The organism is Brevundimonas mediterranea (genome assembly GCF_014196125.1).
In the GTDB taxonomy this organism is placed as follows: Bacteria; Pseudomonadota; Alphaproteobacteria; order Caulobacterales; family Caulobacteraceae; genus Brevundimonas; species Brevundimonas mediterranea.
The window spans coordinates 441,837-459,092 of sequence record NZ_JACIDA010000001.1; the positions used below are offsets into that span (position 1 = coordinate 441,837).

Sequence of the window (17,256 nt, forward strand, 5' to 3'; positions counted from 1 at the left end):
AAATTGACCAGGGTGAGACACGAACTGGGGGCCCTGCGTCTCTTCCTCATGGCGACGGCCGCCGTGGTTCCGACCATCATCCTCGCACCGGTCGCCCAAGCGCAGTCTGCAGCGACGCAGTTCGACATACCGGCCGGCCCCCTGTCGCCGGCCCTGGCCGCCTTCGCCCGCCAGGCTGATATCGAAATGGCCTACGACGCCGGCCTGACACGCGGCGTTTCGACACGCGGACTGCAGGGGCGTTACGGGACATCAGAGGGTCTGTCGCGTCTGCTGTCGGGCACCGGCGTGACCTATCGTCTGTCGGGCCGCACGGCGACCCTTTCCGCCGCCCCCGCCGTCGCCGACGGAACCCTCGCCCTGGGCCCGATCAGGGTGCAGGGCGCGACCGAAGGCGGCGCAGGCGGGCTCAGCGCCACCGGCGCCGGCGAGGCGGGCGATCCTGTGGAAGCGCCCTACCGCACGACCGGATCCAGCGCCTATATCGCGCGTGACGCCATCGAACGGTTTCGCGGCGCCTCGACCGCCGACATCATCAAGGGCGTGGCGGGCGTGACCGCCGGCGACCCGCGCGTCGCCAACGCCCTGGACGTCAATATCCGCGGCATTCAGGGCCAGAGCCGGGTGCCGATCATCATCGACGGCGGCCAGTCGACCATGGACGCCTACCGCGGCTATGCCGGTCAGTCGCAACGGACCTATCTGGATCCCGATCTGATCTCCAGCATCACCATCAACAAGGGCCCCAGCCTGGAGGCCAACGCCTCTGGCGGCATCGGCGGCGTGGTGGTGATGGAGACGCTGAACGTCGACGACGTCCTGAGCGAAGGCCGCGACCTGGGCCTGCGTGTCCGCACCGGCGTGTCCGACGCCAGCGCCCGCAGCCTCCCGGCCTATAGCGACAAGTCGCGGACCGACCGGGGCGACCTGACCCGTCCGGGCGGGCAATTCTTCAACATCGCCGGCGCAGGACGCTGGGATCGGTTCGACCTGGTCGCCGCCTACGCCTGGCGCGACACGGGCAACTATTTCTCCGGCCATCGGAACTACAACGACTTCCCCCAGGGACGACGGGTTCTGGCGACGCTGAACCCCACGAATGCGGAGGTTTTCAATACCTCGTCCCAGTCGGAATCCCTGCTGCTGAAGGGGACGTGGCGCATCACCGAGGCGCAGACGCTGGAGGCCGGCTATCGCCGCTATCAGGGCGAGCAGGGCGAGATCATGGCCTCGCAGATCATCCGCGTAGATCGCGACCAGGTGCCGCAATGGGACCTGGGGACCGTCGATATGGACGCCTATAGTCTGCGCTACCGATACAAGCCCCAGGGCGACCTGGTCGATCTCAAGATCAACGCCTGGTACACCCACGCCGACAGCCTGATGTACAACGGCCTGACCGGCATCACCCCCTGGTACTATGACCGCCGCACCGAATGGTACGACGGCCCCGCCTTCAACACCGACCCCGGTTACAAGGAAGCCTATCGCAACGAGCTGACCCAGAAGCGGTTCGGCGGCGACATCACCAATACCTCTCTCCTGTTCATCGGCGCAGGCAAGTTCACCCTGAACTATGGCCTGTCCTTCAGCGACGAGGACATCGCTCCCGGTCCGAACTCGCCGATCATGCACGACGACCTGGTCAACAACCGCTTCCTGCGCAACGCCGAACGTCAGGAATACAGCGCCGTCGCCTCGGTGAAGTGGGAGCCCGACACACACTGGGAACTGATGGCCGGCGGGCGCTTCAACCGTGTCGAGGTCAAGGACCGCAACCGCCTGGCCACGCCCGCCACCTACGAGGTGATCGGTCAGTATCGCTATACCGAACTGCTGAACGGCGACCCGAGCCGCCCCGCCTACCTGGCGAAACGGATCGCCCTGCTGAACTGGTATCCCGACGCCAACGGCCAGTTCACCAAGGCCTCGCTGCTGGCCTCGCCCTACGAACACGGCACGGTGGCCGATATCGTCGGCTGGAACTTCTACGACGCCGACGCGCCCGAAGATCTCAAGGTCCCGGCCACCTGGACCTGGTCCGACCCCATCCGGCGCACCGACGACGCCTTCATGCCGACCGGCAGCGTCACCTACCACTTCGACGAAGACACCCTCGTCTATGTGAAATACGCCGAGGGTGTGAAGCTGCCGAGCCTGTTCGAGACCACCCTTGGCCTGTTCAGCGCCGCGCGTCCGACCGAGGGCATGAAGCCTGAGCGCGCCCGAACATGGGAAGTCGGCGCCAGCGCCATCCGCCGCGACCTGCTTACCGGCGGCGACCGCACCGCCTTCAAGGTCGCCTATTTCAACACCGTGATCGACGATCTGATCACCCGCGACTACCGCAGCATTTCGGCAGGCCTGATCCGCAATATCGACGCGTTCAAGGTGTCGGGCGTCGAACTCCAGTCGAACTACGACAACGGCGTCGTCTTCGGCGACCTGTCGGCCCACTATTATTTCGAGGCCAAGACCTGCGCGCCCGACATCGCCGCCGAACGCCGCGCCTATGGCGCCAGCCGCAAGAACGCCGAACTGATGGCCACGCCCGACTGCGTCGACGGCGGCTTCGTCGGCGCCTACACAAACACCCAGAACCCGCCGCGCTTCAATCTGAACCTGACCCTGGGCGCGCACCTGTTCGACGATCGCCTGACCCTCGGCGGTCGGGCGGTCCACAACTCGGGTCCGATCAGCAAGCTGGACAAGGCCTGGAACGTCGGCCTGTCGGCGATCCAGCAACTGTATCTTGAGACGACCGTCTATGACGCCTTCGCAAGCCTGAAGGTTACGGACCAGACGGCGCTGGACCTCAACATCGACAATGTGATGGACGAATACTACCTCGACCCTCTGGCTCTGGGCGTCATGCCCGCGCCCGGCCGCACCGTTCGCCTCGCCCTGACCTATCGTTACTGAGGCCGTCATGATCCAAGTCGAAACAAGCCGCGCGAAACGTCTGAAGGCCGCCAGCCATGGCGTGCACGAAGGTCTGGACAAGGCCATCATGGCCGCCAAGCCGTTCAGCAGCCGCGAGACCTATGCCGAGTTCCTGCGCATCCAGCAGACGTTCCACCGCGACATCGCCGCCCTGTACGCGGCGCCGGAACTGGCGGCCCTGTTCCCGGATCTGTCCGGACGTCGCCGCTACGAACAGGTGAAGGCCGATCTCGCCGATCTGGGCGCCGCACCGGCCGATGAAACGCCGGCCCCGCGCTTCGTGGCCGGCGAAGCGGTGGATCTGCCGACGGCCCTGGGTTGGCTCTACGTCGCCGAAGGGTCGAATCTGGGCGCCGCCTTCCTGATCAAGGCGGCGGCGGCCCTGGGCCTGTCGGCCCAATTCGGCGCTCGCCATCTGGCCGCCTCGCCCGAAGGGCGCGCCAACCACTGGCGCAGCTTCACCGCCGCCCTCGACGCCCCCGATCTGACAGACGAGGAAGAGGCCCGCGTCTTGGCCGGCGCCTCGGCCGCCTTTACCCGCGTGCGCGGCCTGGTCGATGTCGGCTTTCGGCATGGAGCCGCCGACCCGGCATGACAGCCGCGCCGCGCGCCACGATCCTGAACGACGTCGGGGGCCTTGCCCCCCGACGTCCCAAGGCGCGCGCGCGTCGCGCCCTGGCCCTGGCCGCCGCCCTGGCCCTTCACGCCGCGCCCCTGCTGCTTCTGATCCATTTCGTCGTCCCGGCGCCCATGCCTCTGGAGGAGCCGCCCGTGATCGTCGTGGCGCTGGTCCGCAGCAACGCCGCACCGCCCCGACCGCCATCCGAACAGGTCGATGGTCCCAAACAGATCCAGGCCGCGTCCAGCCGCCCCCTCCCACGCCCGCCAGTCCCGTTACGCGTTCACGCCGAGGCGCCCGAAGCCGTGGCCATCCCGGTCGCGCCTCCCGTGCCGCGCGCAGCCGAACGCCAGACGCCGGCGCCCGCCACCACGGCCCCCGTCTCGCGCCCTGCGCCGCCTTCGCCCAGCGCCTCGACCGCGCCTCAAGACTGGAAAGCCCGCCTTCTGGCCCATCTGGACAGCAAGAAGCGCTATCCGCCCGGCGCCCAGCGCCTGCGTCAGGAGGGCGTGGTCCATGTGCGTTTCACGATGGATCGCGCCGGCCGCGTCCTGGCCTCGAGGATTGAACGCAGTTCCGGCCGCGCCCTGCTCGACCGCGAGGCCCTCGCCATGCTGGCGCGGGCCCAACCTCTGCCCGCACCCCCGCCTGAAATCGCAGGCGCCACGATCGAGCTCACGACCCCGGTCGAGTTCTTCCTGTCGCGCTGAGCGGCAGCCCCCAGCCGCCGGCGAGGAGGCCGACCCGACGGTTCAGTTGCGACGGCGCCGACTGTGGCGTCGGTCGAACTGGTCCATAACCCCGGCTGTCTTGCGATTGCCAATGAACGATCATTTTTAGGGTCTTGATGTTCATGTCGCTGTCGCTCAACGGCAATAAAACCGCCAAGCTTGGGCGATAGGGAGCGGACACCGCGCCGGAGGAAGCGGCGCCGTGAACCGCCATTTCGATGAAGACAAGACGCGCTGGTTTCTGCGCTCTGTCCTGCCTCATGAGCCGGCGCTGAGAGCCTGGTTGTCGGCCCGGCGGTTGCCGGGGCTTGAGGTCGATGACGTGATCCAGGAAACCTATAGCCTCGTGGCCGCGCGCGAGCGGTTCGACGATATCCGGCATCCCAAGGCGTATCTGTTTCAGACGGCCCGTTCGCTGGTCGTTCGCCATGTCCGACGCGCGCGCATCGTGTCGTTTCAGGCGCTGGAGGAGATGGAGGACGACTTCTTGCCGGACGACCGGCCTTCACCAGAGCAGGCCTGTACGGAGCGGGACACGTTGCGACACCTGGCGCAGGTGATCGCGACGCTGCCGCCCCAGGCCCGGCGAGCTTTGATCCTGCGGAGGGTTCACGACCTGTCGCAACGGGAGATCGCCCGGCGTATGGGATTGTCCGAGAACACCGTCGAAAAACATATCGCCAGGGCGATCCGTCTGCTCGTCGCCTGGCGCACGGGTGGCGGAATCCCTCCATCCCACGTCTCTTCCAATTTGAATGCAACCACAGGCGCTCCGCATGGGCGAACAGTCGACCAGCCAACAGATCGACGACCAGGCGGCCGCCTGGGCGGCGCGTCGCGACAGGGACGCCCTGTCCGCGACTGATCGCGCGGCCCTGGACGCCTGGATCGCCGGCGACCCGCGCGCCGCGGGCGCCTTGCTGCGCGCCGAAGCGGTCATGCTGGAAATCGGGTCCGCGGGCGCGCTGGGGGCCGGGTTCGAGGCAAGGGACCATTCTCCCGGGCAAGCGGAGCCCTCGCGTCGGCGCTTTCTCGTCCTCGGTGGTGCGGCCGCCGCGTCCCTCGCAGCGGGCGGGGTGCTCACGTCCCTGATGTGGGCGGGAGAGGCGCACGCCACCGGGGTGGGGGAGATCAGGCTGGTGCCGCTGGCCGATGGTTCGACCCTGACGTTGAACACCGACAGCCGCGCTGTCGTTCGTTTCAACAGCCTCAGGCGCGAAATCCTGGTGACCCGCGGAGAGGCCTATTTCTCGGTTGCGCGCGACCCGGAGCGCCCGTTCGTCGTCAAGATCGACGATCGCGCCATTCGGGCTGACGGCGGCGCCTTCACGGTCCACCGCCTGGACGCGAGCCGATCGGAGGTCACGGTTCAGACCGGGGCCCTGCGCCTCGAGATGAATGGTGCGAGCCAGGTGGTGGGGGCGAACGCCCGGGTGACCCTGGAAAAGGATGGCGGCGCGCGCGTGACGCCCGTCGCTGGACACGACGTCGACCGCGGCCTGGCGTGGCGCGAGGGCAAACTCGCCTTCGAAGGCGAAACCCTTGCCGAGGCGGCGGCCCAGTTCGCCCGCTACGGCGGACCGCGAATCGTTATTCCCGATCCGGCGCTGGCCAGCGAACCGATCACGGGCCTGTTCGCCGCGAACGATCCGGCCGGTTTCACTCGCGCGGCGGCGCTCGCCTTGGGCGCCAGCGTCGAGCCCCGGCGGGAGGCCTTGGTGATAGTTCGGTAAAGTCGCGACGAAAGTTTCGTGACGCATGGCGGAGCCCTCGGACGGGAACCTCTTCCTCCCTGAAAGCGCCGTGGGGCGCATCGGGGATGGCCATGTATTCGAACCGTAGTCTGTTGTCGTGCGGCGCCGCTGCGCTGGTCCTGTGTGTCGCCTCCCAGGCGTCCGCCCAGACCCGGACCTTCAACATTCCGCCGCAGCCGGCGGTCAGGGCCATTCCCGAGTTCGCGCGGCAGGCCCGCGTCCAGGTGATCGCTCCGGCCCGGGACCTGGAAGGCGTCCGCTCACAGGGGGTCAGCGGAGAGTTTGACGTCAACACGGCATTGTCGCGGCTCATCGCTGGCACGCCCCTTCGGGTCGCGATGAACGAAGGCGGCGTCATCACCCTGCGCACTCAGCGGTCGGCGGGCGCGCCGGGCGTCCTGACCGGCCGGGTGCTGGATCCGGCGTCGGGCCAGTACATGCCCAACGCCACGGTTCGCATTCGCGACGCCTCGGGCGAACACCGTACGATCGTGACGGGCGAGCGCGGCGAATTTCGCCTGTCAGGGCTCCCCGCCGGCGAGACCGAGGCGACCGTCAGCTTCACCGGCTACGCCGACCGGACCGCCTCCGTCGTCATCCGTTCCGGCGAGGTGGCGCGTCTGGAGTTGGCCGTCTTTCGGGCCGGCGAGACCGAGGCGACGACCCTGGCCGAGGTGGTGGTGACCGCCTCGTCGCGCGACGGCGACGCGCGCGCCATCATGAGCCAGCGCCAGTCGATGGACATCAAGAACAGCCTGTCGTCGGAGTCCTTCGGTTCGATCGATGAAGGCAATGTCGGCGAGTTCATTCGCTACATGCCCGGCGTCGACGCCGAAGGAGAGGGCGACGACACCGTCCGCTATATTCGTCTGCGCGGCCTGCCGCCCGAATACGCCTCGATCACCGTCAACGGGGTGAGCATGGCGGCGGCGGACGCCAACGCCGGCTCGACCGAGTCGCGCGCCTTCAGCTTCGAACAGGTCTCCCTGAGCAGCGTCGATTCCATCGAAATATCCAAGACGGTCAGCGCCGACGTCGACGCCAACGCCCCGGCGGGCACCATCAATCTTCGCACCAAACGGGCGTTCGACCGGAGAGGGCGGCGGATTTCGGGGTCGTTGTCGGCCAATACCCATTCCGACATGTGGAACGACCGGATCGTCGGACCGGGCGAGGGTGAGCATGACGCGCGTCTCATGCCCAGCGGCCAGATCGAGTATTCCGACGTCTTCTTCAATCGCCGACTGGGCGTTGTGGCGTCGGTCAGCCAGTCCAACACCTATACGGAGATGGAGCAGGCCTATTATCCGCGCTCCTATGCGCCGACGGCCGCCAGCCCCGACCCGATGGCGATGACCAGCATCTGGGTGGGCATGCGCGCCCAGGAGGTCTCGCGCTTCGCCGGTTCGTTGACCCTGGACTGGAGGGCGACGGACCGGCTGATCCTGTCCCTGAGCAGCATCTACAACGACGCCTATCTGTGGTCGGGCCAGCGCGCCTACAGCTTCACCACGGGCGCGCGCACCTACGGCGTCGTCGGAGACGCGGGGCTCGACTTCACCACCCGGAAACCGGCCAACGCGGCGGGGATATCCGCCGGTTCGAACATCATAGCCAAGCGCGGCGAAGGCTCAACCTTCGTCCCCAGCTTCGAGTACACCGGGGATGATTTCGTCATCGACGGCAACCTGTCGTACTCGGATTCCAGCAGCACCTACGACCCGCTGGGCGAGGGCGCCGTCTACAGTTATGTGACCTCGCCGGCCTCGACCGGCAATTTCCACGCCTCGCGTCCGGACATGGAGAGCACGCGATTCACCATAGAGCAGGTCAGCGGCCCGGACTGGGCCAACCCGGCCAGCTTCGCCGGAACGACCCTGAGGTTCAACGCCGAAGACGGCCGCTACGCCCGCACCGAACTGTCGAGCGGGGCGCTCAACCTGAGCCGCGATTTCACCACCCCGGCGGGGGCGATCACCCTCAAGGCCGGGCTCAAGGCCAAGCGATCAATCTACGACTTCGGCAATGAACGCGCGGCGCATCAGTATCGCTATGTCGGGCCGCTGAGCACGGTTGAGTTCCTGACCCAGACCGCCAGCGCGAACGTGTTGAACTTCAACGAAATGGGTGTCGGTTACACGTCGCTCTCAGGGTCAAATGCCCTGTACATGCCCAGCAACTACAAGATCGGAGCCCTGTTCTCCAGCAATCCCGAGCAGTTCGAGCACGTCCTGACGGCGGCCGATTATTACACCGCCTATATCGCCAACGTCCGCCATTTCGAGGAGGATTCCAACGCCGCCTATCTGATGGCGACGTCGAAGGTGAACGATCGGCTCAATGTGCGGGCGGGCCTGCGCTGGGAAGAGACCCGGACGCGGTCGCGGGAGTTCGATCCCCTCGGCGCGGACGAGGTGCGCGCCGCCGGCTACGCCGTATCGACATCGACGGGCCGCGCCACCACGATCGACGGCCTGAAGTATCAGTTCGAGAGCCAGCCGCGGGTCGAGCGGGAAGGCAAGTACGACCACCTCTTCCCCAGCGCCTCAATGAAGTACGCGATCAGCGACAGCATCGACCTGCAGTTGGGTTACAGCCGGACCATCCGCCGTCCGCAGGTCAATGTTCTGGCCGGCGTCTGGTCGGTCGACGACGAGCTGATGATCGTCACGGCCCCCAATCCTGGTCTGGAGCCGGAGATTTCGGACAATCTGTCCGTCCGCCTGGACAAATATTTTGAGCCGGTCGGCCTGGTCGCGGTCAACTATTATCGTAACGAGGTCAAGGGACTGTTCCAGACCGAGGACCTGACCGCGGAAGAGTTCGGCTACACCGGCTCGGAGTACCAAGGCTACACCTTCCGCACCACGACGCGCGTCAGCGGCGACGCCATCAGCATCGAGGGCTATGAGTTCGAGTTCAACCACAGCCTGACCTATCTGCCCGGCCTGTGGAACGGCCTGACCGTGCGCGGCTCCTTCACCCATACCGTTCCGGAAACGCCCATCGCGGGGTCGGCCGAGAATTTCGCCAGCCTGTCGCTGGCTTACCAGCAGGGGCCGGTCAGGCTGAACCTGAACACCGCCTGGACGGGCGACAAGCTCAACAGCGTATCGACGGGCTCCTGGATCGAGGCCCGCACGGCCATGAACCTGTCCGGCTCCTACGCCCTCCGTCGGGGACTCAGCGCCTTCTTCTCGGTCCGCAATCTGCTCAACGAGCCGACGCACATCATGCTTCCGGGCGTCGAGACGCCGAACGGGCCGGTCCCCGTCCACGCCGGAGACTACCGCGAATACGGGGCCAGCGGCAGCCTCGGCCTCCGGTTCGTCTTCTGATGAACGCTTCCAGGGAACAGGCGACATGGTGAGAAACGGAGTGCATCGGCGGGGACTGATCGCCGGAGGCGCGGGTCTTGTCCTGGCGTCCGCCGTCGGCTTTCCCGGGCGTTCGGCGGCCGGGCTGCGGCTCGGAGACTATCCCTTTGGGCTCGGCGTGGCGGCCGGGGATCCGGCGCCGGACGGCTTCGTCATCTGGACGCGCCTGGCTCCGCGGCCGCTCGACGAACACGGCGGCATGCCGATGCGGCCTGTGGCGGTGACATGGGAGGTTTCCGAGGACAGCCGGTTCGCCCGCGTCGTGCGCGGGGGCGAGGCGACGGCCCGGCCGGAACTGGCCCACAGCGTTCATGTGGAGGTCGAGGGCCTGAGCCCGCGCCGTCCCTACTGGTACCGCTTCCGGCTTGAGGGCGGCGACGCCAGCCCGGTCGGCATGGCGCGGACCGCCCCCGCCGCCATGGATACGCCCGACCGGGTGCGTCTGGCCGTGGCGGGATGCCAGCACCATCAGGCCGGCTGGTTCGACGCCTGGCGTCATCTGAGCCAGGAGGACGATCTCGACGCCGTCTTCCACTATGGCGACTACATCTACGAGGGCGGCCCAGCCGCCAATGCGCCGCTCATCCTGGATCGCGAGGGGCGCCCGGCCGACCGCCGCCACGTCGGCGGCGAGGTCTACAGCCTGGACGATTACCGGCGCCGCTACGCCCAGTACAAGATGGACCCGGACTTGCAGGCGGCCCATGCGGCAGCGGCCTTCATCGTCTCCTTCGACGATCATGAGGTCGACAACAACTGGGCCTCGGATTTCGATCAGGACGGCACGCCGCCGGAGGTTTTCATCCTGCGCCGCGTCTCAGCCATGCAGGCCTGGTACGAGCATATGCCAGTGCGACGCGCCCAGGCGCCGGGCCTGCAAGGCCTGACCATGCATCGGCGGCTGGACTACGGACAACTGGTTCGGATGCATGTTCTGGACACCCGCTCGTACCGCAGCGACCAGCCCTGCGAGACGCCGGACCAAACGAATTGCCGTGCGCCGGGCGCCCCTGACACCATGCTGGGCGCGGGGCAGGAGGCCTGGTTGGCCGACAGCCTGCGGAATTCGGCGCGCTGGAACCTGATCGCCCAGCAGGTCTTCGTCATGCCGGTGCGGCGCCTGATGCCGAACGGGGAAATCCGCGCCGACGCGGGCGACACCTGGGGCGGCTATCCTGACGCCCGGGCGCGACTGGTGAAGACCATCACCGACCTGAACCTCACCAATGTCGTCGTGGCGTCGGGCGACGCCCACATCCACGCCGTGGGGTCCGTGCCGGTGCGCGACGACGAGCCGGATGGCCCGGCCGCAGCGGTCGAGTTTCTCGCCACCTCGATCGCCTCGGGCGGCGACGGCGCTGCCGAAACCGAGGGAACGCGCGCCATCCTCGCGGGTAGCCCGCATATGCGCCTCGTCAACGCCCAGCGCGGCTACCAGCTGTTCGACATCGCCGCGAACGAATGGCGCACCGAACTCAAGGTGATGGACCAGATCCAGAAACCGGGGGGCGCCATAAGCACCCTGGCCCGCTTTTCGGTAGAGCCGGATCGTCCCGCCCTGGGGTGAGGGCGTCGCAGGCCTGGGCGCCGGACATTTCGCCGAGCTCTGGACCAGCTCCTGACTAGGGGCTGAGCCAAGCGAAGCTTGATGAGCGGCGGCTTAGGCCTTTCTGTCTTGCCCCAGAGGCGTATGGATCAGTTTGCCGGACGCCGGCCAGTATTCCACCTTGCATCCTGAACGCCCGCCGCAGATCGAATCGACGATCTCTATGCCCCGGTCAGCGAGGAAACCCTCGGCAAAGGCCACATTGTGCGCCCCCACATTGTAGAACGAATCGCCGGGACTGGCGCCGCCGAACACCATGGCTTCGAGACGGTGCGGATTCGCTCCGGCTTCCAGCAGGCCGTCGACCAGACGCTGCATGAGGTAGGAGCCGTAGCGCGACGGGTCGTCCTGTTCCGAAAGCGGCGTCGGAGATTCGGGGAGAACGAAATGGTTCATGCCGCCCACGCCTCGCTTGGGATCGCGAATACAGGCTGCGACACACGAGCCGAGGACCGTCGTGATCACCGCGTCCGGGTCGTCGCTGATGCTGTATTGGCCCTGCGATATGGAAGTAAGGTGGACGGGCCGCTCGCCCTGGTCCCAGGTGCGATTGCAAATATTGTATCTCATGACGATCTGAGCCGGGATTTGGACCCAGTCCGGGGTCGTGTCTGAAGTCGTAAGTTTCGACTGTGGAGAACATTGGTATACGTACAATGTACGCAACGGTAAAAATGAAGGGCGCCGGGACTTTCGCGGAGACCTCACGCTCCCTAGCTAAGCGGTGCTTCAGCTGAGGAGAATGACCATGGCCACCGCCCACGAGAAACGTCTGGCGCCGTTGAAAACCCCCACGAGCCTGTCGGAGGCCGCGACGCGGGATATTTCCGCCGCTCTGACGACCCTGCTGGCGGATGTCTTCGCTCTCTATATCAAGACCAAGAATTTCCACTGGCACGTGTCCGGCCCGCATTTCCGCGACTATCACCTGATGCTGGACGAACAATCGGCCGAGATCCTGGCCATGACCGATCTGATCGCCGAACGGGCGCGCAAGATCGGCGGGACCACTCTGCGCTCCGTCGGTCAGATCGCCCGCGAATCGCGCGTTCTCGACAATGACGCCGAGTTCGTGGATTCGCTCGACATGCTGGCCGAACTGCGTGACGACAACAACGACCTGGTCGGGCGTATGCGCGAGGTCCACGATCTTTGCGACGAGCACAACGACGTCGCGACCGCCAGCCTGTTGGAGAACTGGATCGACGAGAGCGAGAAGCGCGTCTGGTTCCTGTTCGAATCGAGCCGCCGCGGCAACGTCTGATCCGACGGACGGACCGTCCGGAACCCACCGGCTTGCAAAGTTTTAACGATCGGTAATATTTGGTCGGAAAGACGCGGAGGGGATGATGCGGACGGTCCTGATCGGTTGCGGCCTGGCGCTGGGCGTCGTCGTCGCCTCTACGGCCCCGGCGCGGGCCGATATGGCGGAGGCCTTTGGCAACACCATCGTGTCTCACTATCCCAACGGCCAGTGGGTGAAGCATTTTTTTGAGCCGGACGGCCGCTATCTGTCCCAGTTCTCGGACGGGCGTCAGTTGAGCGCGCGCTGGAGCCGGGAGGGCGACAAGATCTGTTTGACCGGGTTCAGGCCACGCCAGATTCTGCCCCGCTTCTGTAGCCGTATGGTCGAGGCCGACATAGGTCAAAGCTGGCAGGCTCGCGATCCCCTGGGCCGGACGATCCGTAACGAACTGGTCGCCGGACGCCGCTGAAGGCTGCGGGAGGCTCTTGTCAGGCGACGCGCGGCCCTCTAGAGCCCACGACCTGCCCAGGCGGATGTGGCGGAACTGGTAGACGCACTGGATTTAGGTTCCAGCGCCGCAAGGCGTGGAGGTTCGAGTCCTCTCATCCGCACCAAAGCAAAAAGGCCCCGGATCGCTCCGGGGCCTTTTCTTGTTTTGGCCTATCGCCCTCGCGGGCTACTTGAGGCCGGTTTTGGGCTGGTCGCCCTCATGACTTATGGCCGTTTTGGTTGGCCTGCCTGAGGACATCAGCGCGTGTCTCAGTTGATCGGCGGGACAGGCGGCGGCGGCAGGTCGCTGTCGGTCTCGTGGACCTCGATCAGGCCACGGCCCAGGTGGCTCTTGCGATAGCCATACAGGAAATAGATCAACAGGCCGAAGCCGCCCCAGATCGGCAGCACCATCTTGGCGTCGTGCGGCAGGTTCCAGAACAGGAAGGCGCAACCGAAGGCCGACAGGGGCGCGAAGACCCAGATCAGCGGCGTCCGGAACGGACGTTTGCGGTTCGGTTCCTTGACCCGCAAGATCAGCACCGCGATCGACACCATGAAGAAGGCGAACAGGGTGCCGGAGTTCGAGATGTCCGCCAGTTTGCCGACCGGGAACAGGGCGGCGCCGATGGCCACGGCGATGCCTGTGAAGGCGGTGACGATATAGGGCGTCTTCCACTTGGGGTGCATCTTGGTCAGGCCTTCCGGCAGCAGGCCGTCGCGCGCCATGACGAAGAAGATACGGGTCTGGCCGTAGATCATCATCAGGATGACCGAGGGGAGGGCCAGCAGGGCGGCGGTGCCGAGGGCGTTGCCGATCTGGGGATGACCGATCACGCGCAGGACGTGGGCCAGGGCCTCGTTGGAGCAGACCAGGGCTTCGGCGTTGGCCGGCAGGGCGCAGGCGGCGACGAAGGCGGGCGAACCGGGTTGGACGGCTTCGCCGGCGGCGCCGAGCACCGGCTGTGCGCCGATGGCGCCGGCCGCACCAAGCGCGACCAGAAGATAGAAGACCGTGCAGATGGCCAGCGAGCCGATCAGACCGATCGGTACGTTGCGTTGCGGGTTCTTGGTCTCTTCAGCCGCCGTCGAGACGGCGTCGAAGCCGACATAGGCGAAGAAGATCGAGGCGGCGGCGCCGACGATTCCCATGCCGGAAGACGCGCCGAACAGCCCGTTGGGGGCGAAGGGCGACAGGTTGGCCGTCTTGATCACCGGCAGGGTGATGACGATGAAGACGGTCAGGGCGGCGACCTTGATCAGGACCAGGACCGCGTTGACCCGGGCTGATTCCGTCGTGCCCAGCATCAGCAGGCCGGTGACCAGCAGGGCCACGACGATGGCCGGGATGTTGACGATCCCCGCCGAAAAGTCGGGCATCGGAATGAAGCCGTTCATGGCCCAGGTCGGTCCGGCGGATAGGAGGTCAGGGAAATCGAACCCGAGCCCCTGTTCTATCAGTCCGAGGACATAGCCCGACCAGCCGACCGAGACGGCCGCAGCCGCGACGGCGTATTCCAGGATCAGGGCCCAGCCCACGCACCAGGCCAGAAGCTCGCCCATGACGGCGTAGGTATAGGTATAGGCCGAGCCGGACACCGGGGCCATGGCCGCCAGTTCCGAATAGCAGAGCGCCGCGACGGCGCAGACGGCGCCGGCGATGACGAAGCTGACCATCATGCCGGGGCCGGCCTTTTGCGAGGCGGCGGCCGTCAGCACGAAGATGCCGGTGCCGATGATGGCGCCGATGCCCAGCAAGGTCAGTTGAATAGGTCCGAGCGACCGATGAAGCGACTTCTTCTCGGCCGTGGCCAGAATCGCGTCGAGCGACTTAACGCGCCACATAGAATACCCCCACGTTTACAGCGGCCCCTCGGCCGCGTTGGGCGGACGCTAGCGGCGGATCGAATGGCGCGCAACGCGCATGACGAGGCGGTAAAGCCCTCACGACGCTTTCGTGATCACGGCGCATCGGTGGCGCATCGGGGGCGCATCGGGTTAGAGGCGGGTGATGTTGCCGATCCACGCCGTCCTCGAACCGCTAAAAGCCGTCCTCGCGGCCGGAAATACGGCGGTGCTGGCCGCGCCGCCGGGGGCGGGCAAGACCACGGTGGTGCCCCTGGCTCTGCTGGATCAGCCCTGGCTGGGCGGCGGGAGGATCCTGGTGCTGGAGCCGCGCCGTATCGCCGCACGGGCGGCGGCGGACCGGATGGCCAGCACCCTGGGGGAGACGGCGGGCGGGACCGTCGGCTATCGCACCCGGCTGCAAAGCCGGATCGGGCCTCAGACGCGAATCGAGGTGATCACCGAGGGGGTCTTCACCCGGATGATCCTGGACGATCCGGGGCTTGAGGGCGTCGGCGCCGTCCTGTTCGACGAATTCCACGAGCGTAGCCTGGACGCGGATCTGGGCCTGGCCCTGGCGCGGGAGACGCAAGGGGTGCTGCGCGAGGATCTGCGGCTGCTGGTCATGTCGGCGACCCTGGACGTGGCGGGGGTGTCGCGTCTGCTGAACGGCGCGCCGGTGATCGAGGCGGAGGGTCGGGCCTATCCGGTCGAGACCCGCTATCTGGGGCGCAATCCGGCTGAGCGGTTCGAGGAGGCGATGGCGCGGGCCTGTCTGACCGCCCTGGGCGAAGAGACGGGGTCGGTGCTGGCCTTCCTGCCGGGGCAGGGCGAGATTCACCGAGTGGCGCGACTGGTCAATGAGCGACTGCGGCTGCCGAACGTCGATGTGGCGCCGCTGTACGGCGGTCTGGACCGGGCGGAACAGGATCGGGCCATTGAGCCGGCGGCGGCGGGGCGGCGCAAACTGGTGCTGGCGACTTCGGTGGCGGAGACCAGTCTGACCATCGACGGGGTGCGGGTGGTGCTGGACGGCGGTCTGTCGCGCGTGCCCCGGTTCGAACCGTCCAGCGGCCTGACGCGGTTGGCGACGGTGCGGGTCAGCCGGTCGTCGGCCGAACAGCGGCGGGGACGGGCAGGACGGACCGAGCCCGGCGTCTGCTATCGCCTGTGGGACGAGGAACAGACACGGGGTCTGGTCCCGCATCAGCGCCCGGAGATCCAGGAGGCGGACCTGACCGGTCTGGCGCTGGACCTGGCGCGGTGGGGTGCGCGGTCGGTCGAGGGACTGGCGCTGCTGGACCCGCCGCCGGCCGGGGCCATGGCGGAGGCGCGCAAGGTATTGACGCGTTTGGGGGCGCTGGATGCGGACGGCGGGCTGTCGGCGCATGGGCGGCGGCTGACGCGCATCCCCCTGTCGCCGCGCCTGGCCCATATGGTGGCTGTCGCATCGGACGCGGGGGACGCCATGACCGGGGCGCGGATCGCGGCGGTGCTGAGCGAACCGGGCCTGGGCGGGTCGGGCGTGGATCTGGCGGATCGTCTGGTCGGGCTGGAACGGGATCGGTCGCCCCGGGCGCGGGATGCGCTGAAACTGGCCGACCGGTGGGCGAAGGCGGCGGGCGGCGGCAAGGGTGAAGCCGTCGAGCCGGGCCTGTTGCTGGCCGAGGCCTTTCCCGAACGGATCGCCAAGGCGCGCGGCAAGACGGGCGAACTGTTGCTGGCCAGCGGGCGCGGGGCCGTGCTGGACGCGACCGATCATCTGGCGCGAGAATCCTGGCTGGCGGTGGCGGAGTTGGGCGGCGGCGAGGCGCGCGACCGGGTGCGGCTGGCGGCGGCGCTGGACGGGACGCGGATCGAGGCGGACCTGGGTCGGTTGATCGAGATCGAGGATCGGCTGGTCAAGGAGCCGTCCGGCCGGATGGTGATCCGACGCGCGCGCCGCATCGGGGCCCTGGTGCTGGATGAAAAGGTGATCGGGGCGCCCGACGCCAAGACCATGACGGCGGCCCTGCGCGCCGAGATCGAGGCCGAGGGGCTGGGCGCCCTGCGTTGGGGTGAACAGGCGACGGGGCTGCGGGCGCGGCTGGCCTTTTTGCACGCGCTGGATCCGAGCTGGCCGGATGTTTCGGACTCCGCCCTGCTGGAGGCCAGGGCGGACTGGCTGTGGCCGGTGTTGGATGGGGCGAAGTCGCTGGAAACGATCAGCGACGGTCGATTGGCCGAGGCCCTGCGGGGGCTGATCCCCTGGGATCTGCAGCGCAAGCTGGATGAGCTGGCGCCCAGTCGGCTGGACACGCCCCTGGGGTCGGCGGGGATAGACTATGGCGCCGAAGGCGGGCCGCGAGTCGAGATCCGGGTGCAGGAACTGTTCGGAGTCGTCACCCATCCGACCGTCGGAGGCGGGCGGGTTCCCCTGACCCTGTCGCTGCTGTCGCCGGCGCGGCGACCCGTTCAGGTGACGAAGGACTTGCCGGGTTTCTGGGCCGGCTCCTGGGCGGCGGTGCGGTCGGATATGCGGGGTCGCTATCCGCGCCATCCCTGGCCCGAGAACCCGGCCGAGGCCCAGCCGACCAACCGGGTCAAGCCGCGCGGGACCTGAGCGCCGGACTTGACCGCGCGGGACGGGCAAAGCATTGGCTTTGC

Annotated in this window: 12 protein-coding genes and 1 tRNA gene; 11 read left to right on the forward strand and 2 right to left on the reverse strand. The window is 67.3% G+C overall.

What is annotated here, in order from left to right; genetic code table 11:
- Positions 1-12: 12 nt before the first annotated feature.
- The 7 genes from GGR11_RS16855 to GGR11_RS02275 all read left to right on the forward strand — a co-directional run bounded on the left by GGR11_RS16855 (position 13) and on the right by GGR11_RS02275 (position 10,991).
- Positions 13-2,922: a TonB-dependent receptor gene (locus GGR11_RS16855; RefSeq protein WP_343051108.1), complete on the forward strand. Its 2,910-nt coding sequence runs from the start codon at positions 13-15 to the stop codon at positions 2,920-2,922.
- Positions 2,923-2,929: 7 nt separating this feature from the next.
- Positions 2,930-3,538: a biliverdin-producing heme oxygenase gene (locus tag GGR11_RS02250; RefSeq protein WP_183195215.1), complete on the forward strand. Its 609-nt coding sequence runs from the start codon at positions 2,930-2,932 to the stop codon at positions 3,536-3,538.
- Positions 3,535-4,272: an energy transducer TonB gene (locus tag GGR11_RS02255; protein WP_183195216.1), complete on the forward strand. Its 738-nt coding sequence runs from the start codon at positions 3,535-3,537 to the stop codon at positions 4,270-4,272. The genes GGR11_RS02250 and GGR11_RS02255 overlap by 4 nt, the downstream gene beginning before the upstream one ends.
- Positions 4,273-4,495: 223 nt before the next feature.
- Complete coding sequence (locus GGR11_RS02260; protein WP_183195217.1) at positions 4,496-5,158, forward strand: sigma-70 family RNA polymerase sigma factor; 663 nt, start codon at positions 4,496-4,498, stop codon at positions 5,156-5,158.
- Positions 5,159-5,210: 52 nt separating this feature from the next.
- The gene (locus GGR11_RS02265; protein ID WP_183195218.1) at positions 5,211-6,026 is read left to right on the forward strand and encodes a FecR family protein; all 816 of its coding nucleotides are present in this window, start codon (positions 5,211-5,213) and stop codon (positions 6,024-6,026) included.
- A gap of 86 nt (positions 6,027-6,112) precedes the next feature.
- Positions 6,113-9,385, forward strand: a complete 3,273-nt coding sequence (locus GGR11_RS02270) for a TonB-dependent receptor (RefSeq protein ID WP_183195219.1) — start codon at positions 6,113-6,115, stop codon at positions 9,383-9,385.
- A gap of 25 nt (positions 9,386-9,410) precedes the next feature.
- Positions 9,411-10,991 carry an alkaline phosphatase D family protein gene (locus GGR11_RS02275; RefSeq protein ID WP_183195220.1) on the forward strand — a complete coding sequence of 527 codons (1,581 nt, stop codon included), beginning with the start codon at positions 9,411-9,413 and terminating at the stop codon, positions 10,989-10,991.
- 93 nt (positions 10,992-11,084) lie between these two features.
- Here GGR11_RS02275 and GGR11_RS02280 read toward each other — a convergent pair whose 3' ends face one another.
- Positions 11,085-11,600, reverse strand: a complete 516-nt coding sequence (locus GGR11_RS02280; protein ID WP_183195221.1) for a chemotaxis protein CheD — start codon at positions 11,598-11,600, stop codon at positions 11,085-11,087.
- A gap of 178 nt (positions 11,601-11,778) precedes the next feature.
- Here GGR11_RS02280 and GGR11_RS02285 point away from each other — a divergent pair, with 178 nt between their 5' ends.
- From GGR11_RS02285 to GGR11_RS02295, 3 genes are all read left to right on the forward strand, one after another.
- Positions 11,779-12,294 carry a Dps family protein gene (locus GGR11_RS02285; RefSeq protein ID WP_246331495.1) on the forward strand — a complete coding sequence of 172 codons (516 nt, stop codon included), beginning with the start codon at positions 11,779-11,781 and terminating at the stop codon, positions 12,292-12,294.
- 82 nt (positions 12,295-12,376) lie between these two features.
- Positions 12,377-12,745 (forward strand): hypothetical protein, encoded by a 369-nt coding sequence (locus tag GGR11_RS02290; RefSeq protein ID WP_183195223.1) that lies wholly within the window; start codon positions 12,377-12,379, stop codon positions 12,743-12,745.
- A 60-nt stretch (positions 12,746-12,805) separates the two neighbouring features.
- A tRNA-Leu gene (locus GGR11_RS02295) sits at positions 12,806-12,890 on the forward strand.
- A gap of 145 nt (positions 12,891-13,035) precedes the next feature.
- On the opposite strand, the gene GGR11_RS02300 is transcribed toward GGR11_RS02295, so the two are convergent.
- Positions 13,036-14,610 (reverse strand): amino acid permease, encoded by a 1,575-nt coding sequence (locus GGR11_RS02300; RefSeq protein ID WP_183195224.1) that lies wholly within the window; start codon positions 14,608-14,610, stop codon positions 13,036-13,038.
- A 166-nt stretch (positions 14,611-14,776) separates the two neighbouring features.
- On the opposite strand from GGR11_RS02300, the gene hrpB reads away from it, so the two are divergent.
- Positions 14,777-17,212: an ATP-dependent helicase HrpB gene (gene hrpB, locus GGR11_RS02305; protein ID WP_183195225.1), complete on the forward strand. Its 2,436-nt coding sequence runs from the start codon at positions 14,777-14,779 to the stop codon at positions 17,210-17,212.
- The last annotated feature ends 44 nt before the right edge of the window (positions 17,213-17,256 follow it).